This window comes from Sphingomonas sp. M1A8_2b (assembly GCF_053345535.1).
Genome location: NZ_JBKFAH010000003.1, coordinates 332,953 through 358,596, shown reverse-complemented (window position 1 = coordinate 358,596; position 25,644 = coordinate 332,953). Strand labels below are relative to the sequence as shown.

Below are 25,644 nucleotides of genomic sequence, written 5' to 3'. Positions count from 1 at the left end.
AGTTCGTATCAATGCGCAGCGGCGGGAGTGGACCCCGTCGACAATGCAGTGTGCGCCGGGCTCGTCCCGCCATGCTTGCTCAGCACCGCCTCGGTGATCGAGTTGGGCAGTGGCCGCGGACGCTCGGAGCGCGAGATCAGCGGCAGGATGATCAGGAAATGCGCGAAGTAATAGGCCGCGCAGATCTGGCTGAGGATCACGTAGAACGCGTTCGCCGGCGCGCCACCGCAATAGCCGAGCACGAAGATGTCGGCGACCAGCACCCAGAACGCGATCCGCGCCTTGGGACGATAGTTCATCGAGCGCACCGGCGAGCTGTCGAGCCAGGGCAGGAAGAACAGCAGCAGGATCGAGCCGAACATCGCCAGCACGCCCCAGAGCTTGGCCGGCAGGATGAAGTCCGCGGTGAAGGCGCGCAGGATCGCGTAGAATGGCCAGAAATACCATTCGGGGACGATGTGCGCGGGCGTCGAGAGCGGGTTCGCCGGGATGTAGTTGTCCGGGTGGCCGAGATAGTTCGGGAAGAAGAACAACAGGCTGGCGAAGATCAGCATGAAGATGCCGAGCCCGAAGCCGTCCTTCGCGGTGTAGTAAGGATGGAACGGAACGGTGTCCTGCTCGCCCTTCACGTCGACGCCGGTCGGGTTGTTCGAACCCGGAATGTGCAGCGCCCAGATGTGCAGGATGATGACACCCGCGATCACGAACGGCAGCAGGTAATGCAACGAGAAGAAGCGGTTGAGCGCGGCGTTATCCGGTGCAAATCCGCCGAGCAGCCAGATGCGGATGGTGTCGCCGACCAGCGGGATCGCCGAGAAGAACCCGGTGATGACCTGCGCACCCCAGAAGCTCATCTGGCCCCAGGGAAGCACGTAGCCCATGAACGCGGTCGCCATCATCAGCAGGAAGATGACCACGCCGAGCAGCCACACCATCTCGCGCGGCGCCTTGTACGAGCCGTAATAAAGCCCGCGGAAGATGTGCGTGTAGACGACGATGAAGAACATCGAGGCGCCGTTGGCGTGGGCGTAGCGCAAGAACCAGCCCGCGTTGACGTCTCGCATGATGCTTTCGACCGAGTCGAACGCGACCGCGCCGTTGGCGGCGTAGTGCATCGCGAGCACGATGCCGGTGATGATCTGGATCGCCAATGCAGCGCCGGCGAGGACGCCGAAGTTCCAGAAGTAATTGAGGTTGCGCGGGACGGGGTAGCCGCCGCCAAGTGAGTTATAGACGAGCCGGGGAACGGGAAGCCGCTCGTCCAGCCACCGCGTCAGCGGCAGCTTCGGTTCGTATTGCTTGGCCCAGGGAAAGCTCATGTCGTTTTCCTCAGCCTACCGTGACGACGGTGTCGGAGTTGAAGGCATAGTCCGGAACGTGGAGGTTCGACGGAGCGGGGCCTTTGCGGATGCGCGCGGCGGTGTCGTAGGCCGAGCCGTGGCACGGGCAGAAATAGCCCCCGAACGGGCCCTTGTTCTCGCCCTCGCCCGCGCCGAGCGGGACGCAACCGAGATGCGTGCAGACGCCCAGCGTGATCAGCCAGTTCTTCTTGCCCGCCTTGGTGCGCTGTTCCAGCGTCTGCGGATCGCGCAGCGTCGAGATATCGACCGCGTCGGCTTCCGAGATTTCCTTCGGCGTCAGGTTGCGCACGAACAGCGGCTGCTTGCGGAACGACGTCTTGATCGCCTGGCCTGGCAGAATCTTCGATAGGTCGATTTCGGTGGTCGACTGCGCGAGCACGTCGGCCGAGGGGTTCATCTGGTTGATCAGCGGCAGAACGATCGCGACCGCGCCTACCCCGGCGAACGAGACGGCGGCGATGTTGATGAAATCACGGCGGCGAGGATCTTGCGCGTCCTCATGGAACGGCTCTGGCGATTCGCCTGGGGGAACCATATCGTCCACTGTCGCCATTCATCTCGCCCTTGCACGTTATTTTTTTCGTGGCGGTCCGGGCTTGCGGTTTCGCGAAACCATCTCCCCATTCCGCCCGACCGTCCCCACGGAGGCTGCGATCTGATAGACGGCAGGACGACGGTTTGCCAACTGGATTTTGCTTTGTGTTACTCGCAGCGTAGAGCGCGCAGCATGCGTATTGCCCTCTACCAGCCCGATATTGCCGGAAATGTCGGTGCCATCCTGCGGACCGCCGCGTGCATGGGGATCGGCGTCGACCTGATCGAACCGATGGGATTCACCTGGAGCGAAAAGGCCGTCGCGCGCTCGGGGATGGACTATGTCGGCGCGGTCGACGTGGTGCGGCATGTCGATTGGGAGACGTTTCTGGCTCAGGTGAGCGGGCGGATCGTGTTGCTGACGACGAAGGGCGCGGTGCGGCTGGATGTGGCCGAATTTCGCGAGGACGACGTCTTGCTGATGGGCAGCGAGGGCGCTGGGGTTCCCAAGGAGGTCCACGCGCGGGCCGACGTGCGCGTGCTGATCCCGATGCGGCCAGGGTTGCGGTCAATGAACATCTCCGTCGCAACCGGAATCGTCGCGGCGGAGGCGTTGCGCCAGACGGGCGGTTGGCCGGCTTAGCGATGGCGCGTGGTACTTCCCCGTCATCCTGACGAAAGTCAGGATCCAGGGTAACGAACGCCGCCTTTTCGTGGCTCTGGATCCTGACTTTCGTCAGGATGACGGAAATTCGGGAACGATCGCGCTTCCGGGTTGGCCTGCCCCCTCCCCGTTCCGGGGAGGATTTGGTAGAGACCCGCGCATGACCGATCTCGACCCCCAGCAAGCCGCCGCCCGCCACTGGTTCGAATCGCTCCGCGACCGGATCTGCGCCGAGTTCGAAGCGATCGAGCGCGAGGCAGGCTCGGACGCGAGCTTCGAGTACACCCCCTGGGACCGTGTCGACCCGTCGGGCGAACCCGGCGGCGGCGGGGTCCGCGGGGTGATGAAGGGCAAGATCTTCGAGAAGGTCGGCGTCAACGTCTCGACCGTCGGCGGCACGTTAGAGGGCGATTTCGCCAAGTCGATCCACGGTGCGGGCGACGACCCGCGGTTCTTCGCGACCGGGATCAGCCTGGTCGCGCACATGACCAACCCGCACGTGCCGGCCGTGCACATGAACTGCCGCTTCCTCAACACCACCAAGCGCTGGTTCGGCGGCGGCGGCGATCTCAATCCGCCGCTGCCGATCGAGGAGGACACCACAGACTTTCACGCCACCATGAAGGCGGCGTGCGACGCGCATGACCCGGCGCACTACCCCCGCTTCAAGGAATGGGCGGAAACCTATTTCTACCTTCCCCATCGCAAGGTCCATCGCGGCGTCGGCGGGATTTTCTTCGATCATCTCGACGGCGATTTCGAGACGAATTTCGCGTTTACGCGCGATGTCGGCGAGGCGTTCCTCGACTCCTATCCACGGATCGTGCGGCGGCGGATGGATACGCCGTTCGATGCGGCCGACGAGGCCCGGATGCTCGAATGGCGCGGGCGCTATGCCGAGTTCAACCTAGTCTACGATCGCGGCACGTTGTTCGGCCTCAAGACCGGCGGCAACATCGACGCGATCCTGATGAGCCTGCCGCCGCGCGCGACGTGGTCGTGAGATGGCGCTGATCCCGGTCGCGGACGACACGCTGGCCACGATCGTCACCACGCTGGAAATGCGCAAGCGGCCACCGCTGCGGCCGAGCCCAGGGTCGCGGTTGCGGCTGGTGCGCTGGGAGCGGCCGGCGCTGGCGAAATACCGTGCGCTGTTCCGGCGGGTGGGGAGCCCATGGCTCTGGTACTCGCGGCTGGTGATGGCGGACGACGTGCTGGCGGCGATCGTCCATGATCCGGGGATCGCGGTGTATGCGGTGCTCGATCCCGCGGGGATCGAGGTCGGCATGCTCGAACTCGACTTCCGCGCGGGCGGCGCGTGCGAGATCTCGTATTTCGGGTTGATCCCCGAACTCGCCGGACAGGGTCATGGCCGCTGGCTGATGGCCGAAGCGACCGCACGAGCCTGGGCCAAGGGGATCGGGCGGGTGTGGCTGCACACCTGCACGCTCGACCATCCGAGCGCGCTAGGGTTCTACCGCGCGCAGGGATTCACGGCGATCAAGCGGACGATCGAAACCTTCCCCGATCCGCGAGCTTCCGGGTTGCTGCCGCCGGAGACAGCGCCGCAAGTTCCTTACCTGGGGAAGCGGGGCTAATTCGCCCACTCCGTCACCCCGGACTAGTTCCGGGGTCCACCCTTCCGCAAACCAAATTCTATCGAGCGTGCGGAACGGTGGATGCCGGAACGAGCCCGGCATGACGGAGGTGGTGGGGTTGGCCCTACCGCGCCAGTCGGCGGTAGGCAGAGATCGCGATCAGCGCCATCGCGATTCCCGACGCCATCGCCGCCGCCGCCGCGCCCGCATCGACGATCACCAGCGCGACCGGGTTCGCCTCGCCGCCGTCGCGCAGCGCCTTGTCCGCCATCATGAACGGCGCACCGACGATCCAGCCGCTGATATAGCTGAAGGCCGCCAGTCCCATCAGCGGCAGTCCCGATCCGCGGCTGAGCGTCAGGCTACGCCGGATCGCACCGAGCGCGCCGAGCGGCGCCTCGGCGAAAAGGGCCGGACCGGTCATCATCGTCCGGCCGAGGATGTAGAGGCCGGGAATCGCGTAGAGCAGCAGCCCCGCGCCTGCCGGCAGCGACACGATCACCATCGCCAGCAGGAAGCGCGGAAACAGCTTGAGGCAGCGCGACAACGCCCCGCGCAGATCGAGCTGATCGCGGTCGAGATACAGCGCGTAGAACAGCGACGTCCCGAAAAAGCTCGTCACATAGGCGAGCAGGTACCAGCCGCCATGCGCCGACGCCCACGTCTGCACCGCGTCGGCCCAGGCCATCGCCTGTGCTTCGTTGTCGCCCGCCCCCGCCACCGGCATCGGCGGATCGGGCACGACCAAGGCGAGCGCGAACGCGGGCAGGAACAGGAACGGCGCGGCGATCCGCAGCAACAGGTCGCGGTCACGCTTGAACAGGGTCCAGGCATCGGTGAGGACAGTCGCGAAATCGAGCTTCATAGGGTGTCGGGGCTCTCTCTGACGGCGACGTACAACTGCGTGGTGAAGACGGCGGCGAGCACGGTGAAGGCGGTGGAAACGATCGTGGCGAAGATCCCGGCGAGGAAGGTCGCGAGTGCCAGCCCGTCGGCGCCGAGCGCGAGGCGGAACACGACCCCGGTGACCGACTGCGCCGCCCAGCTGGTAACGATCAGGACGATCCCGAACAGCAGCAGCACGCCGATGATCCGCCACGTCAGCCCCTTAGTCAGCCGCACCGAGCGCAGCAGCGCGCCGAACCCGAGGCGCTCATTGAGAATGACGGGATTGAGCAGGATCAGTCGCGCCCCGATCCAGACCAGCACCAGCATGTAGACGAGGCTGTAGAGGCCGACGAACCCGGCGGCCCCGGCGCTGGGCGGCGTCATCTGCGCGCTCGACCCGTTGGCCGCGGCGGTGATGTCGAAGCCGGACTGGATCAGCACGAGCACCGGCGGCACCGCGAGGATTACCGCGACGATCGACAGCAGCACGGTGATCCCGAACGCCGGCAACAGGCGCGCGCCGGCCTGGCGACGCGCCTCGGCCGCATCGGTCGCCGGATCAGTGGCGATCGCGACGATCGCGAGCTGCGCCCACAGCATCGCGACCAGCGCGACGATCGCCAGCACGCCGCCGACCAGCGCGAACATCGCGGTCCCCGGCGTCGAGAACGCGACGAAGCCGTCCCGGACGACGCTCGGCAGCACTATCCCGAGCAGCGCGATCGGCGCGATCATGCCGGTGCGCCCGTTGAGCACCTCGACCGTGCGATCCCAGACCGTTCCCATTCTCACCATGTGTCACGCTCCCCGGTTCCGTGTTCCGCGCGGACTAGCCCAAGCCCCTGCGCTTGACCACAGGTTGCGGGTCGGCTTGCAAGTCGCCGCTCGGGTGCGCAATTGGGAGCCGTGATTAACTCTCCCTCTTCCGACATCGAATGGCGGACCAGCGCCGGCCTCACGCCCTATGCCGACGCGCTGGCCGAGATGGAGGCGCGCGCGGCCGCGGTCGGCGCGGGCGAGGCGCGCGAACTGCTGTGGATGCTCGAACACCCCCCGGTCTACACCGCGGGCACCAGCGCCGAGGCCGGCGACCTGATCGACGCGCGCTTCCCGGTGATCGCGACCGGGCGCGGCGGCAAATACACCTATCACGGGCCCGGCCAGCGGATCGGCTATGTCGTGCTCGACCTGACCAAACGTGGTCGCGACGTGCGTCGCTACGTTCACGCGCTCGAATCCTGGGTGATCGCGGCACTCCGCGAACTCGGCGTCGAGGCGTTCGCGGTCGATGGTCGCGTCGGCATCTGGACGCTCGATAGGGGCAGCGAAGCCAAGATCGGCGCGATCGGCGTGCGGGTGAAGCGCTGGGTCACGCTCCACGGCTTTTCGGTGAACGTGGCCCCCGATCTGGCCCATTTTGGCGGTATCGTCCCCTGCGGCCTGTCCGAATATGGCGTTACCAGCCTGCAATCCCTCGGCATTTCCGCCGACCTTGCAACCTTCGACGCCGCTCTGACGTTGACGACCGATGCTTTCCTTGAAACAGTTTCTTGTCCTCGAGAAAACGAGGCTTGAGGACAAACCGTTATCGGATTAATGTCCACTACGATTTGGGTATTAAGGGCGAGCAGCCAGCCAAATCCTCTATCTAGGGAGCTTCCACATGCGTTCACTCATTTCCAAGGTTCTGACCGGTTCGCTGATCGCCAGCGCAGCGCTCGCCGTTTCGGCGTGCGGTCCGAAGACCGAGACGACGACCGACAACACGATGGTCACCGACATGAATGCCAGCGAAGGCATGGACACGATGACCGACAACATGACCGCAGTCGACGGCGCGTCGAACGGTGGCATGATGGCCAACGACACCATGATGGCGAACGACACGATGATGTCGAACGACACCATGATGACCAACAACGCGATGTAATTTCCGCAAGGAAATTACTGCTGCGGCCCGGCATTTCCGAAAGGGATGTCGTGCTGCGAAAGGGCCGTCCGGGCGACCGGGCGGCCCTTTGCGTTTCGGCCGCAGTGGCGATGTCCGACGTGCGTCGGGTCGTGACCTGAAAGCGCCCCAGCGTGCCATAATCATTTCGGCTGCGACGAAAATCCGCCGCGGTCGGTGTCGCTGGACCCTGGTGGCCGGCTTCGATAGGTAAATTCACTTGGGGGCGGCGTCGAAACGCTTTAGAATCGACGGCTTGAAGATCCCGGGGAGGTTGGAATGAAGGTGTTGCGTACCGCGCTTGCGCTATGCGTGGCGGCGAGTGGACTGGCCGTAGCCCAGTCGGCATCGGCGCAGTTCTTTTTGCAGTCGCGCGATTTTTCGGGCGCAGCGGTGACCGGGGACGAGGCCGATCTCGGCCAGGTCCTGCCCGGCGCGACGCAGGATGAGGTGCGCGCAGCACTGGTATGGCACATGCGCGCCGCGCTCAACGTGGCGGCACTGCAATGCCAGTTCGAGCCGACGCTGCTGACCGTGCCCAACTACAACGCGATGATCGCAGACCACAGCGAGGAACTGAAGAACTCGTTCACCACGCTCACCAAATATTTCGCGCGCGTCAACAAGGCTGCCGGGGTCAAGGCCGGTCAGACCGCGCTCGACCAGTTCGGTACGCGCACCTATTCGAGCTTCGCCACGGTCGCTGCGCAGTTCGGATTCTGCCAGACCGCTGCCTCGATCGGCCGCGATGCGGTCTTCGCGCCGCGTGGTCACCTGTTCGAGGTCGCACTGGCGCGCTCGCGCGAGCTCCGCAACAGCCTGATCCCGTGGGGCGAACAGCGCTTCCCGCGCTATATCGGCCGCGACCGCGCGACGATGCCGCGGCTCGACCCGATCTGCTGGAACAAGAAGGGTGAGTGGGTCACCAAGAAGTGCGGCGCGCAGAACTGGCCGCCCGCGGGTGTCGGGATCGCCGGGCAGTAAAACGGACGAGCGGGCACCACCGATACTGGCGGCCCGCTCCCGCTGCTGTGATTTGCGTCATGCCGATCTGCGTTCCCCCGGCTTTCGCCGCCGGACTTCCCGACTTTCATCACCCGCTGGTAGCGCTCTCCTCAGCGCAGCCCGAGCAACTTGTGCGTTTGCAACGACAACCGCCACTGCGGCCGCGCCATCACCATCTCCACGCACGCCTCGCGGTTCGCGTCCGCCCGCGGGTCGTCGAGCGGCTGGAGCAGCAGGTTCGCGAAATCCCAGGTCTCGACATCGTCGAGATCGGTGCCCGGCTGCGGCCAGACCAGCTTCAGCTCGTCCCCGGTCCGCTGCACGACGACGCTGCCCGCCTTCGGACTGATGCACACCCAGTCAATGCCGGGATGCGCGGCGATCGTCCCGTTGCTCTCCATCGCGATCCGAAAGCCCTGGGCATGCAACGCGTCGACGATGGCATCGTCGATCTGGAGCATCGGCTCGCCCCCGGTCAGCACCACGAACCGGTCCCGCTCCCCCTCGCCCCAGAATCCCGCGACCGCCGCCGCCAAGTCCTGCGCATCGGCGAACTTTCCGCCGCCGAGCCCATCGGTGCCGACGAACTCGGTGTCGCAGAACTTGCACACCGCGGTCGCGCGATCCTGCTCGCGGCCGGACCACAGGTTGCAGCCGGCGAAGCGGACGAACACCGCGCGGCGGCCCGCGTTCACGCCCTCGCCCTGCAGCGTCAGGAACATCTCCTTGACGGCGTAGCTCATCTCAAATCGGCTTTACGGCATAGAGCGTCGGGTCGGCGATCCCGGCCTCGTCGAAGCCGCGCGACCGCAGACGGCAGCTGTCGCATTCACCGCAATGCAGCCCTCCCGGCGCCGGATCGTAGCACGACCAACTCAACCCCAGGTCGAGCCCCAGCCGAGTCCCCTCGCGGACGATATCCGCCTTGGTCATGTGCTGGAGCGGCGCCTGGATACGGAACGGCTGGCCCTCGACACCGGCCTTGGTGGCGAGTTCGGCCAGCCCCTCGAACGCGGCGATGAACTCGGGACGACAATCGGGATAGCCCGAATAATCGAGCGCGTTGACGCCGATATAGATGTCGCGCGCGCCAGCCGCCTCGGCCCAGCCGAGCGCGAGGCTGAGGAAGATGGTATTGCGCGCAGGTACGTAGGTGACCGGGATGCCGCCGCCGTCTTCGGTACCGACACCGTCTTTCGGCACGTCGATATCGGCGGTCAGCGCGGAGCCGCCAAACGCCGACAGATCCATCGGCAGGACGATGTGGCGTTCGGCGCCGAGCGCTTCGGCAATTCGCCGTGCGGCGGCGAGTTCGACGCGGTGGCGCTGGTTATAGTCGAACGACAGCGCGAGCAGGCGTTGGCCGGATTCACGCGCGATCGCGGCGGATATCATCGAGTCTAGCCCGCCCGAAACGAGCGCGACCGCAAAGGGAGCAGGAGATGTCATGATGCGGAGTCCGCTAGGCCAGCGGCGGGCAAAAAGAAAGGGCCGCCCGGTGGAGCGGCCCTGAGGTTGACGCGTGGTCGCGCCACAAGGGAGAAAAACGTGCTGAATACGAGCACGAACCTACCTATACCGCGCGAGGATAAATGAGCGGTTAATTCCTTACCTGTTTTATAACGATCCGGGCTAAGCCTCGACCGGGACAGGGAATTTCTTCGCACAGAACGCGCAATCGACGACGATCGAGCCGGTTTCGTCGGCCATCGCGCGTCGCTCGTCGAGCGGGAACTTCGAGATCACGCTTTCGATATACGCGCCGTCGCAGCGGCACCCGCGGGAGATCGGGATATCGGCGAACACGTGGAGATCCTGTTCCTCGTTGAACAGCCTCCACACCAAAGTATCGAGCGGCAATATCGCATCGGTCAGTTCGTCAGCGCGCATCGTCGCCCCCAGGATCGCGACATGCTCCCACTCCGGATGATCAAGCTTCGTGTGGAGACGCTCGCGCCCGTCCTCGCCTTCGGGCAGATGCTGGAGGAACAGCCCGCCGGCCACGCAACGCCCGTCCGGACCCTTGGCCATGGCGGTGCGAACCATCGTCGGGATCTGCTCCGACTGCGTGAAATAGCTTTGCGCGGCTTCCGACAACGTGTCGCCGTCCAAGGGCACGATCCCCTGATAGCGCTCGTTGCTGGTCGCCATATCGAACGTGATCGCCAGATATCCTGCGCCGAACAGCGCAAACAAGCTCGGCTCGGCGGGCGCCTCGGCAAGCTTGTCCGCGTCGTATTCGATATAACCGCGCACCTCGCCGCCGCGATAATCGCACACCAGCAGCTGGACGACGCCGTTGTCGGTCCGCGTCTGCATGGTGAGCTGGCCGCTCGCATCCTTCAAGGTCGAGCCGATCAGCGCGGCCAGCGTCAACGCCTCGGCGAGCAGTTTCTCGATTGCCGGCGGATAGGCGTGCGCGGCGAGCACCTGGTCGAGCGACGTCCCGAGCCTGACGACCCGCCCGCGCGCGTTGCGCGTCGGGATTGCAAAGGCCAGCGCGCGGTCGAGATCGGTCATGTTGGGATCGTGCATCGGGGGAAGATGGGGAGCGGCGGCGGCGGGTCAACCCGATTCCCATCCGTCACCCCAGCGGAAGCTGAGGTATCCCATTGGCGAGCAGCGCGGCTCGAACCGGGAGATACCAGCTTTCGCTGGGATGACGGACAGGGAAAAGGATGACGGACGAGGGCCGAGGTGGCGTAGACGGCGCGTTAACGCCTGTTCCTCACCCGATCTGCCCGAAGCACCAGCGCAATACCGATTTCTGCGCGTGCAGTCGGTTCTCCGCTTCCTGCCAGATCAGCGACTGCGGCCCGTCGATGACCTCGGGTGTGACCTCCTCGCCGCGATGCGCGGGCAGGCAATGCAGGAACTTCGCGTCGGACTTGGCCATCGCCATCAGCGCGGCGTCGACCTGATACGGGGTGAGCGCCGCCAGCTTGGTCTCTGCGTGTGCCTGCCCCATCGAGATCCACGTGTCGGTGACGACGATGTCCGCGCCCTCGACCGCCTCCCGCGGCGTCGCGACGACCTTCGCGCGCCCTTTGCCGAGCGCGACGTCGGCGTCGGTGGGCTGATACCCCTGCGGACACGCTGCGACGACGTCGAACTGCATCAGCCCGGCCGCCTCGACGATCGAGGCGAGCACGTTGTTGCCGTCGCCGAGCCACGCGACCTTCAGGCCGGGCAGCGCTTTGCCGCTTTCGACGATCGTCAGCAGGTCGGCCATGATCTGGCACGGGTGCGACGCATCGGTCAGGCCGTTGATGACCGGAACCGAGGCGTAGTGCGCCATCTCCTCGATCTTCGCGTGATCGTCGGTACGGATCATGATTGCATCGACATAGCCCGACAGGATGCGCGCCGTATCGGCGACCGACTCGCCACGCCCGAGCTGCATCGAGCCGGCGTCGGACACGATCGACGTGCCGCCGAGCTGGCGGATCGCCATGTCGAACGAGAAGCGCGTACGGGTAGAGTTCTTCTCGAACACCATCGCAAGGGTGTGACCGGCGAGCGGCGCATCTGGATCGACGCGGCCCTTGGGGAAACCGGCGCGCGCGGCCTTGCGATCGAGCGAGTCGGCCAGCATCGCGGCGATGCCGTCAGGGCCGGCGTCGGTCAGATTCAGGAAATGGCGGGTCATAATATCCTCCCCGGCACGGGGAGGGGGACCGTTCGCATTAGCGAATGGTGGAGGGGGGGCCTCCACGAACGCAACACTTCGAGGCGATCCCCCTCCACCATGCTTCGCATGGTCCCCTCCCCGTACCGGGGAGGATCAGTTTCAGTCGTCGGCCGCCGGCACGTAGACGCGCGCCGCTGCCGACAGCTTGTCGATGCACTCGGCGATGTGGCTCTCGTCGATCACCAGCGGCGGCAGGATGCGGATGACGTTCTCGCCCGCCGACACCAGCAACAGATTGTGGTTGTCGCGCGCGAACGCGACGAACGCGCGGCTGTCGCTCTTGAGCTTCAGCCCGAGCATCAGCCCGGTCCCGCGGACGCTGTCGAACAGATGATCGTGGTTCGGGATCATCTGCTCGAGCCCCTGCCGCAACCGATCGCCCATTGCGGTGACGTGCTCCAGAAAGCCCTCCTCGAGGATCACGTCGAGGATCGCCTCGCCCGCTGCCATCCCGAGCGGATTGCCGCCATAGGTCGAGCCGTGCGTCCCCGCGACCATGCCCTTGGCCGCCTCCTCGGTCGCTAGGCATGCGCCGAGCGGGAAGCCGCCGCCGATGCCCTTGGCGACCGACATGATGTCGGGCGTGATGCCGTACAGCTCGTGCGCGAAGAATTTCCCTGTCCGGCCGTAGCCGCACTGGACCTCGTCCAGCACCAGCAACAGGCCATGCTCGTCGCACGCTTTCCGCAGGCCGGTCAGGAACTCGTGGCTCGCCTGGCGGATGCCGCCCTCGCCCTGGATCGGCTCGACCAGGAACCCAGCCGTGTTGTCGTCGATCAGCGCAAGCGCACCGTCGAGATCGTTGAACTTCGCATAGGCAAAACCGGGAAGCAGCGGCTCGAACCCGTCGCGCATCTTGGCCTGGTTGGTCGCCGAGATCGCGCCGAGCGTACGCCCGTGGAACGCGGTGTCGAACGTGATCAGCGTATGCCGCTGCGGATTGCCGTTGGCGAAGTGATAACGCCGCGCGGTCTTGATCGCGCACTCGACCGCTTCCGCGCCGGAATTGGTGAAGAACACCGTATCCGCGAAAGTGTGATCGACCAGCCGCTGCGCAAGATGCTCGCCCTGCGGCGACCCGTACAGGTTCGACACGTGCATCAGCGTCGCCGCCTGCTCGGCGATCGCCTTGGTCAGATGCGGGTGCGCGTGGCCAAGCGCGTTGACCGCGATGCCGCTGGCGAAATCGAGATATTGCTGGCCGTCCTCGCCATAGAGGTACGCGCCCTCGCCTCGGACCGGACGCACGCCACACCGCGGGTAGACGGGCATGAGCGGGGTGATGGTCACAAGCGCTTCCTCTTCGAAACGAGAAGGGCGACCCACTGGCCGCCCGAAAGGCCTAATACGAGCGGACGGCCTCGCGAATCAACACCTCATGCGTCGATTGCTTCCTCGTCCATGCGGCCCGCATTCTCCTGGATGAAGGCGAAGCGGTGCGCGGGGTTGTTGCCCATCAGGCGGTCGACGAGGTCCTTCACCTGTGCGCGCTCTTCGTATTCCTGGGGGAGCGTGATGCGGAGCATGCCGCGCGTGGCGGGGTCCATCGTGGTTTCGCGGAGCTGGCTCGGGTTCATCTCGCCAAGGCCCTTGAAGCGGCCGACATCGACCTTCTTGCCCTTGAAGACGGTGCGTTCCAGCTCGGCGCGGTGGGCGTCGTCGCGCGCGTAGACGCTCTTGGTGCCGACGGTCAGGCGGTAGAGCGGCGGTTGCGCAAGGTAGAGGTGCCCGCGGCGGACGAGTTCGGGCATCTCCTGGAAGAAGAACGTCATCAGCAGCGTCGCGATGTGCGCACCGTCGACGTCGGCGTCGGTCATGATGACGATGCGTTCGTAGCGCAGCGTATCCGGCGTGCAGTCCTTCCGGGTGCCACAGCCCAGCGCGAGCGTCAGGTCGGCGATTTCCTGGTTGGCGAAGATCTTCGCGCTGGTGGCAGACGCGACGTTGAGGATCTTGCCGCGGATCGGGAGAATCGCCTGCGTCTTCCGATCGCGCGCCTGCTTGGCGGAGCCGCCGGCCGAATCACCCTCGACGATGAACAGCTCGGTGCCCTCGGGCGAGTTGGCGGAGCAGTCGGTGAGCTTGCCCGGCAGACGCAGCTTGCGCGCGGAGGTCGCGGTCTTGCGCTTGACGTCGCGCTCCTGCTTGCGGCGCAGGCGTTCGTCCATCCGTTCGAGCACATAGTTCAGCAGCGCCTTGCCGCGCTCCATGTTGTGGCTGAGGAAATGGTCGAAATGATCGCGAATGGCCTTTTCGACGAGGCCGGCGGCTTCGGGGCTGGTCAGGCGATCCTTGGTCTGGCTCTGGAACTGTGGTTCGCGGATGAACACCGACAGCATCAGCTCGCTGCCGACCATGACGTCGTCCGCGCTGATATCCTTTGTCTTCTTGTTGCCGACGAGATCGCCGAATGCGCGCAGGCCGCGGACCAGCGCCTGGCGCAGGCCCTGTTCGTGCGTGCCGCCGTCAGGGGTCGGGATGGTGTTGCAATACCAGCTGTACGAGCCGTCGCTCCAGAGCGGCCACGCGACCGCCCATTCGACGCGACCCTGCGTTTCGCCGTTCGCGCTCGGGAAATCTTGCGAACCGGAAAAGAAGTCGGACGTCGCGCATTCGCGGCCGGCGATCTGGTCGCGCAAGTGATCGGCGAGGCCGCCGGGGAACTGGAACACGGCCTGCGGAGGGGTGTCGTCCGCAATCAGTTCGGGTGCGCAGTGCCAGCGAATCTCGACGCCGGCGAACAGATACGCTTTAGAGCGGACCAGCTTGTAGAGTCGCTGCGGCTTGAAGTTCAGTTCGCTGCCGAAGATTTCGGTATCCGGCGTGAACGCGACGCTCGTCCCGCGGCGGTTTGGCGTCGGGCCGAGACGCTCGATCGGGCCGAGCGTCTGACCCTTGGCGAAGCGCTGGCGGTAGAGCTGCCGATCGCGTGCTACCTCGACGACGGTGTCGGACGATAGTGCGTTGACGACGCTGATGCCGACGCCGTGCAGGCCGCCCGAGGTCGCATAGGCTTTCCCCGCGAACTTGCCGCCGGAGTGGAGCGTCGAGAGGATCACCTCCAGCGCGGACTTGTCGGGAAACTTCGGATGCGGGTCGACCGGGATGCCGCGGCCGTTGTCGACGATCGTCAGGCGGTTGTTCGCCTCAAGCGTGACTTCGATCCGCGTCGCGTGGCCCGCGACCGCCTCGTCCATCGCGTTGTCGAGCACTTCGGCGGCGAGGTGATGCAGCGCGCGTTCGTCGGTACCGCCGACGTACATGCCAGGGCGGCGGCGTACCGGCTCCAGCCCTTCGAGCACCTCGATCGATGAGGCGTCATAGGTATTGACGGCGGTTTTGCCGACGCCGGGTGCGCCGGGGGACGCGAACAGATCTTCAGCCATGGCGCGAGCCTAGCCGCAGGCTCGCGACAATGCCACAGCCTCTGTTTGTTCCAACCTGTTACAAAAAAGTCACGCTGCCGCTTATTGTTGGGAAGACAGGATAATTTTCTCTGCATCCGCCGTTTCTAACAGACCTGTCATGAAACTTTCCGGGAGTGGACTATGAAGGATACGATGAAGGCAGCGCTCGCTGGTGCGGCGGCGATCGGGGCGGCGCTGACCTTTGCGGCCCCCGCAGCGGCGCAGGAAACGACCGCGGACGCGCCGTTCAGCGGCGTGTATATCGGCGGCTCGTTCGGGTACGACGTGCAGCCCAACGACGTCGGCGAGACGATCGAGTTCGATCGCAATCTGGACGGCGTCTTCACCGACACCATCTCGACGGCGACCGTGGCGAACGCGTTCTCGCCGGGCTTCTGCAATGGTCGTGCGGTCAGCAACGTCGCGCCGACCAACGGCGGGCCGGGTTGCCGCAACGACAAGGACGGCATCGCCTATTACGGTCGCGTCGGCGCCGATATCCAGCGCGGCAACATCGTCTTCGGCGTGGTCGGCGAATTCGGCAAGAGCGAGATCACCGACAGCGTCACCGCGTTCAGCACGACGCCAGCATTCTACACGATGACGCGTGACCTGAAATGGGAAGCCTCGGCCCGCGTCCGCGCCGGCTATGCCGCGAACACAACGCTGTTCTACGGCACCGCGGGCGGCGGCTACGCCAACATCGACAACAGCTTCACGACCGGCAACACCGCCAACACCTTCACCACCAACGGCGACAAGAAGCAGTGGGGCCTGGTCGGCGGCGGCGGCATCGAGCAGAAGCTCGGCAAGAACTTCTCGATCGGCCTCGAATATCTGTTCCACCGCTACAAGGACGACGACTACCGCGTCCGCGCCTCGGGCGGCCCCGCCGGCGGCCCCTTCACCCGCGGCAACGCGTCGGGCACCGACTTCCGTCGCAACTTCGACTATTTCCGCTGGCACAGCCTGCGCGCCACGGCTGCGTTTAGGTTTTAAGGCGAAGGGCGGCCTGCGCCAAGCTGGCGCAGGACCCGCCCAAGCCCGGCCGGCGCGGCTCGCCGCGTCCGACGACATGGGCTTTGCCCATGGCTAGCGTGAAATGCAAAAGGCCGTTTCCCCACACGAGGAAGCGGCCTTTTTCTTATCTTGGTCACGCCCCTGAGGGATGCCCTACCACCCCGTCATCCGGACGAAAGTCAGGACCCAGAGCCAAACGGCGTAGCCTCTCGGTATCCTGGGTCCTGACTTTCGTCAGGATGACGGACGGGGTTTACGGCCCGCCCGCACCAAAACAGGCTCACCGAGGCCGCGGTCCGCCGAACGGCAGCGGTGGCGTCGGGCGGCGGTCGCGGCGCGGCAGCTGTGCCTGATACGCATGACCGCAATGATCGACGCAATACGGGAACCCCGGGTTCACCGCCTTGCCGCAGAAGTGGAAGTCCGGCTCGCCGGGATGCCCCAGCGGCCATTTGCAGATCCGGTCGTTCAGTTCGAGCAGGCTCGTCTTGTTCGCCATTTCGGGCGACGGCTTGGCGGGCACGAGGCGACGCGGCGGCGCGGGCGTGCTGGGCGGCTGCTGCTCGCCCGGTGCCTGACGCAGGAAGCCACCAGGCCCGACCGAGCGCAGGATCGGCTGCGGCGCGCGCGCCGGTGCCGCGACCGGCGCTACCTCATCCTCGTCTTCATCCTCTTCGGACTCGTCAACGATCGGCTCGGGCGCAACCGGCGCCTTCGCGGCCGCGCTCGGCGGCGCGGCGACGGGCGGCGCAACCGGCGCCGGCTCGGGCGAGACGAACACCGGCTCGTCCGCCGCGGCAGCAACCGGAGCGGCCGGGGCAGCAGCAGCCGACGCCGCAGTGGCAGCCGCCTTCGCCTCGGGATCGTTCGGCTTCACCGGCGACGGGCGCGCCTGCAATTCGAGGCGGTGCGCCTTGCCGATCACGGCGTTGCGGCTCACGCCACCCAATGCTTCGGCGATCTGGCTGGCGGTCTGGCCGGCCTCCCACATCGTCTTGAGCGTCTCGATGCGCTCGTCGGTCCAGGACATGCTCGTTCCTTAGTCTCGGTCGGTCGGCCAATCTTCAAGCCGGGTTGCGGGCGGCAGCGGCAGGGATTACCCGCAACTCCCATGAGCAGCCAGCCCCCAATCGGTGAAATCCAGTCGGCGGTACACTCCGCCCCCGGCGTTCCCGTCATTACGAGCGTGAACTGGGAGGGATTGCGAACCCTCTATATCAAGGAGGTGCGCCGGTTCTTCAAGGTGCAGCTTCAGACGGTGTGGGCGCCGGCGATCACCACCCTGCTGTTTCTGATCGTGTTCACGATCGCGACCGGCGCGAAAAGCCCGGTTCCGGTCGGCGGCGAGACGGTGATGTTCGCCGATTTCATCGCCCCCGGGCTGATCATCGCGCAGGGCATGATGGGGCCGGCGTTCGCCAATGCGAGCTTCTCGCTGCTCGCCGGCAAGATGCAGGGCACGATCGTCGATTATCTGCAACCGCCGCTGTCGACCGGTGAGTTGCTGGCCGGGCTGGTCGGCGGCGCGGTCACCCGCGCGGTGATCGTCGGCATCGTCGTCTGGGGCGCGATGGCGCTGTACCCGGGCGTGCACGTAACGCCGCATGCGCCGCTCGCGATCGTCTGGTTCGGGCTGCTGGGATCGATCTTCCTCGCGCTGCTGGGCGTGCTGACCTCGATCTGGGCGGACAAGTTCGACCACGCCGCAGCGGTCACAAACTTCGTGATCGCCCCGCTGTCGCTGTTGTCCGGGACATTCTATTCGGTCGACAAGCTTGCGCCGGCGTTCCGCGCGTTCAGCCATGCGAACCCGTTCTTCTACATCATCTCGGGCTTCCGCTACGGGTTCCTGGGAATGGCCGACTCGCCGGTCATGATTGGCGGAGTCGTCATCCTGGTGATCGACCTGGCGCTCGCCTTGCTCTGCTACCGGCTGCTGAAGACTGGCTGGAAACTCAAGAACTGATGCGCAGGCTGACGCTCCGGCTACTCGCGATACTGATGGCGATGTTGCCCGTCGGAGTCGGAGCGCAGGGGATCCAGCCGGACCCGGCATTGCGTGCCAAGGCGGACGCGCTGGTCGCGATCCTCGACGGTCGCGGATCGTACGAGACGTATTTCGCGGCGAGCTTCCGCGACAAGGTCCCGGCGGCGCAACTGTCGGTCATCGCCGCGCAGTTGAAGGCGGCGCTCGGCGATCCACAGAAGATCGAGGCGTTTACCGCGACCTCGGCATGGTCGGCGGACCTGACCGTCGGGTACGCGCGCGGTACGGCGAGCGTCCGCCTCGTCATCGACCCCACCCCGCCGCATGCCGCGACCGGCCTGCTGATCACCGGCACGGCGCCGCGCGACGACAGCCTGACCAAGCTCGAAGACGAGTTTCGCGCGCTGCCGGGCGCCAGCGGGTTCGGTCTCTATGCGCTCGGCAACGGCAAACTAGCGCCGATCCTGGAATACCGTGCCGATGTCGCGGCGCCGCTCGGGTCAGCGTTCAAGCTGTGGGTGCTGGCGGAACTGGCGCGGCAGGTGACGGCGGACGAGCGGCACTGGGCCGACGTCGTGAAGGTCGGCGCGCCGTCGCTGCCGTCCGGGGTGCTGCAGACCTGGCCCGCGGAGTCGCCGGTGACGGTACAGACGCTGGCGACGCTGATGATCTCGATCAGCGACAACACCGCGACGGATACGCTGCTGGCGACGCTCGGCCGCGCGAAGGTCGATGCGATGGCGGCGGCGGCGGGCGGCAGCGTGCCGGTGATGACCACGCGCGAGATGTTCGCGCTGAAGGGCGATCCGGCGCTGATGAAGGCGTGGGTTGCGGGCTCGGGGGACGAACGACGGGCGCTGCTGACCGACAATGCGGTGAAGATCACGACGGCCAAGCTCGATCCGAGCGTATTCGCGGGCAAGCCGGTGGCGATCGACAGCGTCGAATGGTTTGCGAGTCCCTCGGCGATGGCGGGCCTGCTGGACCGGTTGCGCGGGGCGGATGCGACGACCAAGGCGGTGCTCGCGGTGAATGCGGGGGTCGACCCGGCGATCGCCAAGCGGTTTGGGTATGTCGGGTTCAAGGGTGGTGGCGAGCCGGGGGTTCTGAGTTTGAATTACCTGGTGCAGGCGAAGGACGGGCGTTGGTATGCGGCGTCCGGGAATTGGCACCGGACAGACGATGCGGTGAACGAGGTGCGGTTCGCGGGGCTGATGGGCCGAGCACTGGCGTTGTTGGCCGCGCGGTAGAGGTAGCATTCGAGAGAGATATACCCCCTTTATGCCACCACCCCGGCGGAGGCCGGGGCCCAATTGGGGAACGCTGCTAACGGGGATTGTCGCTCCGTTATATCCACCTTGCCAATTGGGTCCCGGCCTTCGCCGGGGTGGTGGATATCAGGATGGGGCGTATCGGGGCTAAGCCCGTCCAGCCGCCTGCCAGCTATCCGCACACAGCCCGTAGATCACGCTGTCGCGCGAGCCGAGGTGAGTCTCCCACTCGTCGCGCAGCAACCGTTCCCGACGGAACCCCAGCCGCTCCAATAGAAGGATCGACGCCGTGTTCTCGGTATCGGCGTCCGCGAACACGCGACTGCGACCCTCCGCGAACAATCGATCTATCACGGCGCTGACCGCCTCGCGGGCGATCCCGCGCCCCCAGGCTTCACGCGCGAGGATGAAGCCGATCTCCGTCACCCCTGCCCCATCCGCCTCGCTCCCCGAGACCCAGCCGATCGCACGGTCGTCGCCGGCGCGGGTGATCGCCCAAGTGCGCTGGTTGCCCGGTGCGGCCTCCTCGGCGAGATAGGTGCGGACGTCGTCGACGCTGCCGAGCGGACCGTCGGCGGAATACGTCATCAGTTCAGGATCGGCGAGCATCGGGTGTAGTGCCGGCGCATCCGCCTCGACGAGCGGACGCAAACGCAGCCGCCGCGTCTCGAGAACTGGCGATACGCCGGCGCGCCGAGGTCTGCGTCCGGGCTTCCTCACGCGGTCAGGGCATCCACGAGGGCGCGGACTTTCTTCTGGCGCCACTGCGGGAGCGGCGCGACCAGCCAATACCCCCCCTTCGACGGTTGCGACTCGCCGATCAGCCGCACGCGGGCTTGTGCGAGATCGCGGCGGGCGAGCAGTTCGGGGACCGTCGCGCGGCCAAGCCCCGCCGCCGCCGCGTCGATCGCCAACCCGGCGTCGGTGACGCGGACCAGCGCGACGCCGTCCTCTCCGGACCACGCGATAACGGCTTCGCCATCGTTACCCGGCGCGGCGATCGTCACCATGCCTTCGGATTCGAGCGCCTCACCCTCATGCTCGCCCGGACCTTCGCCCCATCGGATCGCGAGATCGAGATTCGCTTCGGTAAAGTCGACATTCTCGTCCGCGGTGATCAGCACGAAGCGGAGTTCGGGATCCGCCTCGGCGATCTGCGCGAGCCGCGGCATCAGCCACTTTTCGGTCAGGTCGCGCGGCGCCGCGATCGTCAGCGACTTCGACGACTGCCCCGCCTGCATCGCCCGCACCGCTTCCTCGAACTGAAGGAACCCGCCGCGCAACGCGCCCAAGCCAGCCTCGGCCTCGGGCGTCAGTTCCAGCCCACGCGTGGTCCGCCGGAACAGCACGACGCCCAGCGTATCTTCCAACGCCCGGATCTGCTGCCCGACCGCGGCCGGCGTCACCGCCAGCTCGTCAGCGGCCCGCGTGAACGACAGATGCCGCGCCGCCGCATCGAGCACGCGCAAACCGTTGAGCGGGAGATGCGTGCGCTTCAATGCAGCACCGCGGGCGCGAGCAGCGCGAAGCGGGGGATTTCGACCGCGAACACCGCGCCGTCCTCGCGGACCATCTGATAACTCCCCTGCATCGCCCCCGACGGGGTGGCCAGCGGGCAGCCCGAGACATAGTCGAAGCTCGCGCCCGGCTCGATCACCGGTTGTTCGCCGACCACCCCCTCGCCCTCGACCGAATGGCGCGCGCCGCGGCCGTCGGTGATGATCCAGTGGCGGGTCAACAACTGGACGGTCTTCTCCCCCTCATTCTCGAGACGGATGTGATATGCCCAGAACCAGCGTCCGCGCTGGGGCTCGGACTGTTCGGGCAGGTAGCTGACCGACACGCGCACCGTCACCCCACCGGTCGTCGCCGCGTTGGGGAACAGCGCTTTCATAGGCCGGCCTGCTTCAAGGCCTGACCGAGGTCGTCGATCACGTCCTGTGCGTCTTCGAGCCCGACGTTGATCCGCAGCAACCCCTCGGTCACACCCATCTCAATCTGCTTGTCGGGCGAGACGCTGGCGTGCGTGGTCGAGGCCGGATGTGTCATCAGCGAGCGCGAGTCGCCGATGTTGTTCGAGATATCGACCAGTTCGAGACCATCGAGCAACGCATGCGCCTGTTCGCGCCCCTCGACCTCGAACGCGAAGATCGGCCCGCAGGCGTCCATCTGGCGCTTTGCCAGCTCGTGCTGCGGATGGCTCGGCAGGAAGGGGTGCAGCACGCGGGGTACGCGGCCTTCGAGGAATTGCCCGACCTTCATCGCGTTCTCGGACTGGCGGTGGATGCGCAGATCGAGCGTTTCGAGCCCCTTGAGCACCACCCAGGCGTTGAACGGCGACAGCGTTGGGCCGGTGTTGCGCGTGAACGGCAACAACGTGTTGGTGATGAAATCCTCGGTTCCGCAGACCGCGCCGGCGAGCACGCGGCCCTGCCCGTCCATCATCTTGGTCGCGCTATAGGCGGTGACATCCGCACCGAACTCCATCGGCCGCTGCAAGGCCGGCGTCGCGAACGCGTTGTCGACGACGGTCGTGATGCCTCGCTCGCGCGCGATGTCGCAGATCGCCTTCAGATCGGCGATGTCCATCGTCGGGTTGGCGGGCGTCTCGAAGAAGAACACCTTCGTCTCGGGGCGGACCGCGTCGAGGAACGCCTGCGGATCGCGCGCGTCGACGATCGTCGTGGCGATCCCGAACTTCGGCAGCAGCGTGTCGGTCAGCCAGCGGCACGATCCGAACGCCGCACGGCCGCCGACGAGGTGATCGCCGGTCTGGAGCTGGCAGAGCAGCGACGCGGTCATCGCCGCCATGCCGGTCGCCATCGTCCGGCACGCCTCGGCGCCTTCGAGCAGCGCGATCCGCTCCTCGAGCATCTGCACGGTCGGGTTCTGGAGGCGGGAATAGGTCATCCCCTCCTGCTCGCCGGCAAAGCGCGCCGCGGCGTCGCCCGCCTTGTCGTAGCAATAGCCCGAGGTGAGGAACAACGCCTCCGACGTCTCGCCATATTCGCTGCGGGCGGTGCCGCCGCGGATGGCGCGCGTCGCGGGACGCCAATTCTGGGTGATCGAACGATCCTGGCCGGTCTTGCGCTTCATGCGCGCCGCTTTGCCGGGGGGGAGCCGCGATGACAAGCCCGGGGACACGCCTTGCGAGTGTGAAGAGAGCGGTCCGACGGTCGCAATCCTCCCCCGCCAGGGGGAGGTGGCGCCGAAGGCGACGGAGGGGGAGGACAAGGAACAGCGGTTTCACTTACCTCCCCCTCCGTCTGGCAAGCGCCAGCCACCTCCCCCTGGCGGGGGAGGATCGCGGGGTTCCCCCTAGTACCGCCCCCAGGTGAATTTCGACGATAGCGCGTAGTTCCAGACCGCGCCGACCAGCACGCCGATCAGCGCGGACGCCGCCCACGCGCCATCGCGCATCTCGTACAGGAACGCGGCGATGCCGACATTGGCGACCGCGCCGACCGAGCAGATCACTGCGAACGACACCCAGCCATCGGCCAGTTGCCGCCAGCCCTTCAGACGCCGGTCGCGATAGGTCAGCGCGTTGTTCAGGAAGAAGTTGAAGGTCAGCGCCACCAAGGTCGCGACGATCTCGGCCAGCACGAACTCGCTGCCGAGCCCCACGAACAACGCGGTCAGCGCGCCCATGTGGATGCCGACACCGAGCACGCCGATCGCCGAGAACATCGCGAACCGCACCGGCACCACGCGTCCGAACATCCGGTCGTACAGCGCGATCAGATATTCCATCGCGACGACGTGATCGAGCTTGCTCTCTCCCTCGGTGCGGACCCGGAAGATATACGGCAGCTCGACGAAGCGAAGCGGCTCCGGCGAGGCGGTCAGCAGGTCGAGCAGGATCTTGAACCCAATCGCCGACAAGCCCGGCGCGAGGCGGCGGACGACATCGGTGCGGATCATGAAGAAGCCGCTCATCGGATCGCTCAGGTCCGCCTTTAGCACGCGGCGCGAAAGCCTGGTCGCCAGCGCCGACTTGGCGACCCGGTCGCGGTCCCAGTCGCCGGTGCCACCGCCGCCGACGAACCGCGAGCCGACGACCAGGTCGAGGCGGTCGTCCTGCAACCGATCGAGCATCGCCAGCAGCAGCGTCTCGTCATGCTGGAGATCGCCGTCGATCACCGCGACGACCGGCGCGGCGGTAGCGCACATCCCCTCGATGCACGCCGACGACAGCCCGCGCCGGCCGATCCGCTGGATCACGCGCACGCGCTTGTCGAGCCGGGCGATCTCGCGCGCGGCATCCGCCGTACCGTCGGGACTGTCGTCATCGACGAAGATCGCTTCCCAATTCCGCCCGGCCAGCGCCTGGTCGAGTTTGGCGATCAGCGTCGGTACGTTGGCCTTCTCGTTGAACGTCGGGATGACGACCGCGAGTTCGAGCAGGTCGTCGATCATCCAGGCGTCAGCCGAGTTCGGCGAGCACTGCGTCGCCCATCGCGCCGGTCGACAGCGTACCGCCGAGGTCGGGCGTGCGCGCGCCTTTCAGGATCGCGGCGGCGACCGCTGCTTCGATCCGGTCGGCGGCGTCGGGCAGACCGAGCGAGTGACGCAACATCATCGCCGCGGACAGGATCGCGGCGCATGGATTGGCCTTGCCCTGCCCGGCAATGTCAGGCGCGCTGCCATGGATCGGCTCGTACATGCCCTTGTTCGAGTCGTTGAGCGCGGCGGACGGCAGCATGCCGATCGAACCCGCGCACATCGATGCCTCGTCGGAGAGGATATCGCCGAACAAATTGCCGGTGACGATCACGTCGAACTGGCCGGGATTGCGGACCAACTGCATCGCCGCGTTATCGACGTACATGTGGCTGAGGGCAACGTCCGGATAGTCGGCCGACACTTCGATCACGACATCGCGCCAGAGCTGCGAGGTCTCCAGCACGTTGGCCTTGTCGACCGAGAGCAGCTTGCCTTTCCGGGTACGTGCGGTCTCGAAGCCGACACGGGCGATGCGCGCAATCTCGGTCTCGTCGTAGCGCATCTCGTCATGGCCTTCGCGCAGACCGTCGGCGGTGGTGCGGATGCCCTTCGCGCCGAAATAGACGTCGCCGGTCAGTTCGCGGACGATGACCATGTCGATCGCGCGGGCGATCTCGGGCCGGAGTGCCGACGCGTCTTCGAGGCCGGCGAACAGCTTGGCGGGGCGCAAATTGGCGAACAGGCCGAGTTCCTTGCGCAGGCCGAGAATAGCTTGCTCGGGCCGGAACTGGCGTTCGAGCGCGTCGCAGTCGGGATCGCCGACCGCACCGAACAGGATCGCATCGGCACGACGGGCGAGGTCGAGCGTCTCGAGCGGCAGCGGATGACCCGCGGCCTTGTACGCGGCCCCGCCGACGAGGCCCTCTTCATAGCTGAGGTCGAGACCGAGCGTATCGAGCACCCGCCGGGCTTCCGCGGTGACTTCGGGTCCGATGCCGTCGCCGGCCAGTATCGCGATCAAGGGCATGTGCGTTCCTCCTGCGCGGCCCTTGCCGGGCGGTGCGCGCTCACGCAACCGCCCTTTTGAGCCGATCGACCAGCCGGTCGCGCGCTGCCAACGGATCGGCGCGTCGGTCGACGAGGATGTCGCGCGCGAGGAAATGACCGGTCAGTCGGAGGCCGTCGAAGATGTCGGGCCAGTCGGCCTCGCCCCCGGCCTTGAGGAAGCGCGGCAACCGCAGCAATTTGGCCTCGTACCCGAACGCCGCTCCCCGCGAGACCGCCGCGCCGCTCTTCGGGCTGACGAAATCGAGTTCGTCGATCGATCGGCTCGCGACGCAGCGGTCGAGATCGAGCCCGAAACCGAGTTCGGCCAGTACCAGCAATTCGTACCGCACCAGCGCCGCCGCCCAACCGCGTGCGGACGGCGCCGCCTCGATCGCGCCGAGCACCCCCTCCAGCGCATCGTGGATCTGCGGATAGGGCTGCGCCTCGGGCAACGCGGCGGCAGTCAGCGCGGTGGCCCATTCGAGCGCCCCCGCCGCAAGCGGCTCGCCGTGCATCTGCGCGCGGCTGTGAACCAGCTCGGCGGTCAGCGACGCGAGTTGCTCGCCGGTTCGCGCGCGCCACTCGCCCTGGATGACGTTCGCCTGGAGCAGCACCGGGCGCATCGCGCGCGACCGCCCACCACGGACGTAGCCAGGCTGCACGCCGTCGTTCCGGGTGAGTGCACGCACGATCGCGCCATGCTCGCCATGCTGGCGAACGGCGACGACGATGGCAGACGCGCGGAGGTGCATGCCCAACCCTAGCGAGTTGCGGGCG

Annotated in this window: 27 protein-coding genes; 9 read left to right on the top strand and 18 right to left on the bottom strand. The window is 66.4% G+C overall.

Going from position 1 to position 25,644, the window contains the following annotated elements:
* Positions 1–8: 8 nt before the first annotated feature.
* Both ACLBWL_RS14070 and petA read right to left on the bottom strand, forming a co-directional pair.
* Positions 9–1,319, bottom strand: coding sequence for a cytochrome b (locus tag ACLBWL_RS14070; RefSeq protein WP_447794055.1), 1,311 nt, complete (start codon positions 1,317–1,319; stop codon positions 9–11).
* A 10-nt stretch (positions 1,320–1,329) separates the two neighbouring features.
* On the bottom strand, positions 1,330–1,896 hold the full coding sequence (gene petA / locus ACLBWL_RS14065; protein WP_447794053.1) for a ubiquinol-cytochrome c reductase iron-sulfur subunit: 567 nt from the start codon (positions 1,894–1,896) through the stop codon (positions 1,330–1,332).
* Positions 1,897–2,088: 192 nt separating this feature from the next.
* On the opposite strand from petA, the gene ACLBWL_RS14060 reads away from it, so the two are divergent.
* From ACLBWL_RS14060 to ACLBWL_RS14050, 3 genes are all read left to right on the top strand, one after another.
* Complete coding sequence (locus tag ACLBWL_RS14060) at positions 2,089–2,538, top strand: tRNA (cytidine(34)-2'-O)-methyltransferase (RefSeq protein WP_447794051.1); 450 nt, start codon at positions 2,089–2,091, stop codon at positions 2,536–2,538.
* Between the two features lie 181 nt (positions 2,539–2,719).
* On the top strand, positions 2,720–3,562 hold the full coding sequence (gene hemF / locus ACLBWL_RS14055) for an oxygen-dependent coproporphyrinogen oxidase (protein ID WP_447794049.1): 843 nt from the start codon (positions 2,720–2,722) through the stop codon (positions 3,560–3,562).
* A gap of 1 nt (position 3,563) precedes the next feature.
* Positions 3,564–4,157, top strand: a complete 594-nt coding sequence (locus ACLBWL_RS14050) for a GNAT family N-acetyltransferase (protein ID WP_447794047.1) — start codon at positions 3,564–3,566, stop codon at positions 4,155–4,157.
* Positions 4,158–4,281: 124 nt separating this feature from the next.
* Here the strand turns inward: ACLBWL_RS14050 and ACLBWL_RS14045 are convergent, their stop codons facing one another.
* Positions 4,282–5,022 (bottom strand): hypothetical protein, encoded by a 741-nt coding sequence (locus ACLBWL_RS14045; RefSeq protein WP_447794045.1) that lies wholly within the window; start codon positions 5,020–5,022, stop codon positions 4,282–4,284.
* Entirely contained in the window at positions 5,019–5,840 is an 822-nt protein-coding gene (locus ACLBWL_RS14040; RefSeq protein WP_447794043.1) for a hypothetical protein, read from the bottom strand. The genes ACLBWL_RS14045 and ACLBWL_RS14040 overlap by 4 nt, the downstream gene beginning before the upstream one ends.
* A gap of 114 nt (positions 5,841–5,954) precedes the next feature.
* On the opposite strand from ACLBWL_RS14040, the gene lipB reads away from it, so the two are divergent.
* From lipB to ACLBWL_RS14025, 3 genes are all read left to right on the top strand, one after another.
* Complete coding sequence (lipB, locus tag ACLBWL_RS14035) at positions 5,955–6,620, top strand: lipoyl(octanoyl) transferase LipB (RefSeq protein ID WP_447794410.1); 666 nt, start codon at positions 5,955–5,957, stop codon at positions 6,618–6,620.
* Positions 6,621–6,708: 88 nt separating this feature from the next.
* On the top strand, positions 6,709–6,975 hold the full coding sequence (locus ACLBWL_RS14030) for a hypothetical protein (RefSeq protein WP_447794041.1): 267 nt from the start codon (positions 6,709–6,711) through the stop codon (positions 6,973–6,975).
* Positions 6,976–7,272: 297 nt separating this feature from the next.
* On the top strand, positions 7,273–7,977 hold the full coding sequence (locus tag ACLBWL_RS14025) for a hypothetical protein (protein WP_447794039.1): 705 nt from the start codon (positions 7,273–7,275) through the stop codon (positions 7,975–7,977).
* 131 nt (positions 7,978–8,108) lie between these two features.
* Here the strand turns inward: ACLBWL_RS14025 and queE are convergent, their stop codons facing one another.
* The 6 genes from queE to parE all read right to left on the bottom strand — a co-directional run bounded on the left by queE (position 8,109) and on the right by parE (position 15,075).
* Complete coding sequence (queE, locus tag ACLBWL_RS14020; protein ID WP_447794037.1) at positions 8,109–8,741, bottom strand: 7-carboxy-7-deazaguanine synthase; 633 nt, start codon at positions 8,739–8,741, stop codon at positions 8,109–8,111.
* Position 8,742: 1 nt separating this feature from the next.
* A complete protein-coding gene (queC, locus tag ACLBWL_RS14015) occupies positions 8,743–9,447 on the bottom strand; it encodes a 7-cyano-7-deazaguanine synthase QueC (protein ID WP_447794035.1) in 705 nt (234 codons plus the stop codon).
* A gap of 183 nt (positions 9,448–9,630) precedes the next feature.
* Complete coding sequence (gene hslO, locus ACLBWL_RS14010; protein WP_447794033.1) at positions 9,631–10,533, bottom strand: Hsp33 family molecular chaperone HslO; 903 nt, start codon at positions 10,531–10,533, stop codon at positions 9,631–9,633.
* 193 nt (positions 10,534–10,726) lie between these two features.
* Positions 10,727–11,647, bottom strand: coding sequence for an ornithine carbamoyltransferase (gene argF, locus ACLBWL_RS14005; RefSeq protein WP_447794031.1), 921 nt, complete (start codon positions 11,645–11,647; stop codon positions 10,727–10,729).
* Positions 11,648–11,788: 141 nt separating this feature from the next.
* On the bottom strand, positions 11,789–12,979 hold the full coding sequence (locus tag ACLBWL_RS14000) for an acetylornithine transaminase (RefSeq protein WP_447794029.1): 1,191 nt from the start codon (positions 12,977–12,979) through the stop codon (positions 11,789–11,791).
* 86 nt (positions 12,980–13,065) lie between these two features.
* Positions 13,066–15,075, bottom strand: coding sequence for a DNA topoisomerase IV subunit B (gene parE / locus ACLBWL_RS13995; protein WP_447794027.1), 2,010 nt, complete (start codon positions 15,073–15,075; stop codon positions 13,066–13,068).
* A 162-nt stretch (positions 15,076–15,237) separates the two neighbouring features.
* Here parE and ACLBWL_RS13990 point away from each other — a divergent pair, with 162 nt between their 5' ends.
* Positions 15,238–16,095 carry an outer membrane protein gene (locus ACLBWL_RS13990; protein WP_447794025.1) on the top strand — a complete coding sequence of 286 codons (858 nt, stop codon included), beginning with the start codon at positions 15,238–15,240 and terminating at the stop codon, positions 16,093–16,095.
* A 301-nt stretch (positions 16,096–16,396) separates the two neighbouring features.
* Here the strand turns inward: ACLBWL_RS13990 and ACLBWL_RS13985 are convergent, their stop codons facing one another.
* The gene (locus ACLBWL_RS13985; RefSeq protein WP_447794023.1) at positions 16,397–17,146 is read right to left on the bottom strand and encodes a GcrA family cell cycle regulator; all 750 of its coding nucleotides are present in this window, start codon (positions 17,144–17,146) and stop codon (positions 16,397–16,399) included.
* Between the two features lie 81 nt (positions 17,147–17,227).
* Between ACLBWL_RS13985 and ACLBWL_RS13980 the strand changes: the two genes are divergently transcribed.
* Positions 17,228–18,082, top strand: coding sequence for an ABC transporter permease (locus tag ACLBWL_RS13980; RefSeq protein ID WP_447794021.1), 855 nt, complete (start codon positions 17,228–17,230; stop codon positions 18,080–18,082).
* The gene (locus ACLBWL_RS13975; protein ID WP_447794019.1) at positions 18,082–19,353 is read left to right on the top strand and encodes a serine hydrolase; all 1,272 of its coding nucleotides are present in this window, start codon (positions 18,082–18,084) and stop codon (positions 19,351–19,353) included. Before ACLBWL_RS13980 ends, ACLBWL_RS13975 begins: the two co-directional genes overlap by 1 nt.
* A gap of 168 nt (positions 19,354–19,521) precedes the next feature.
* Here ACLBWL_RS13975 and ACLBWL_RS13970 read toward each other — a convergent pair whose 3' ends face one another.
* From ACLBWL_RS13970 to recO, 7 genes are all read right to left on the bottom strand, one after another.
* On the bottom strand, positions 19,522–20,025 hold the full coding sequence (locus ACLBWL_RS13970; protein WP_447794017.1) for a GNAT family N-acetyltransferase: 504 nt from the start codon (positions 20,023–20,025) through the stop codon (positions 19,522–19,524).
* Between the two features lie 65 nt (positions 20,026–20,090).
* Entirely contained in the window at positions 20,091–20,873 is a 783-nt protein-coding gene (locus tag ACLBWL_RS13965) for a LysR family transcriptional regulator (protein WP_447794015.1), read from the bottom strand.
* Positions 20,870–21,268 (bottom strand): Co2+/Mg2+ efflux protein ApaG, encoded by a 399-nt coding sequence (gene apaG / locus ACLBWL_RS13960; protein ID WP_447794013.1) that lies wholly within the window; start codon positions 21,266–21,268, stop codon positions 20,870–20,872. Before apaG ends, ACLBWL_RS13965 begins: the two co-directional genes overlap by 4 nt.
* Complete coding sequence (locus ACLBWL_RS13955; RefSeq protein WP_447794011.1) at positions 21,265–22,470, bottom strand: trans-sulfuration enzyme family protein; 1,206 nt, start codon at positions 22,468–22,470, stop codon at positions 21,265–21,267. The genes apaG and ACLBWL_RS13955 overlap by 4 nt, the downstream gene beginning before the upstream one ends.
* Positions 22,471–22,692: 222 nt before the next feature.
* The gene (locus ACLBWL_RS13950) at positions 22,693–23,793 is read right to left on the bottom strand and encodes a glycosyltransferase family 2 protein (RefSeq protein WP_447794009.1); all 1,101 of its coding nucleotides are present in this window, start codon (positions 23,791–23,793) and stop codon (positions 22,693–22,695) included.
* A 7-nt stretch (positions 23,794–23,800) separates the two neighbouring features.
* Complete coding sequence (gene leuB, locus ACLBWL_RS13945) at positions 23,801–24,847, bottom strand: 3-isopropylmalate dehydrogenase (protein WP_447794008.1); 1,047 nt, start codon at positions 24,845–24,847, stop codon at positions 23,801–23,803.
* A 40-nt stretch (positions 24,848–24,887) separates the two neighbouring features.
* Positions 24,888–25,619 carry a DNA repair protein RecO gene (recO, locus tag ACLBWL_RS13940; RefSeq protein ID WP_447794006.1) on the bottom strand — a complete coding sequence of 244 codons (732 nt, stop codon included), beginning with the start codon at positions 25,617–25,619 and terminating at the stop codon, positions 24,888–24,890.
* Between the last annotated feature and the right edge of the window lie 25 nt (positions 25,620–25,644).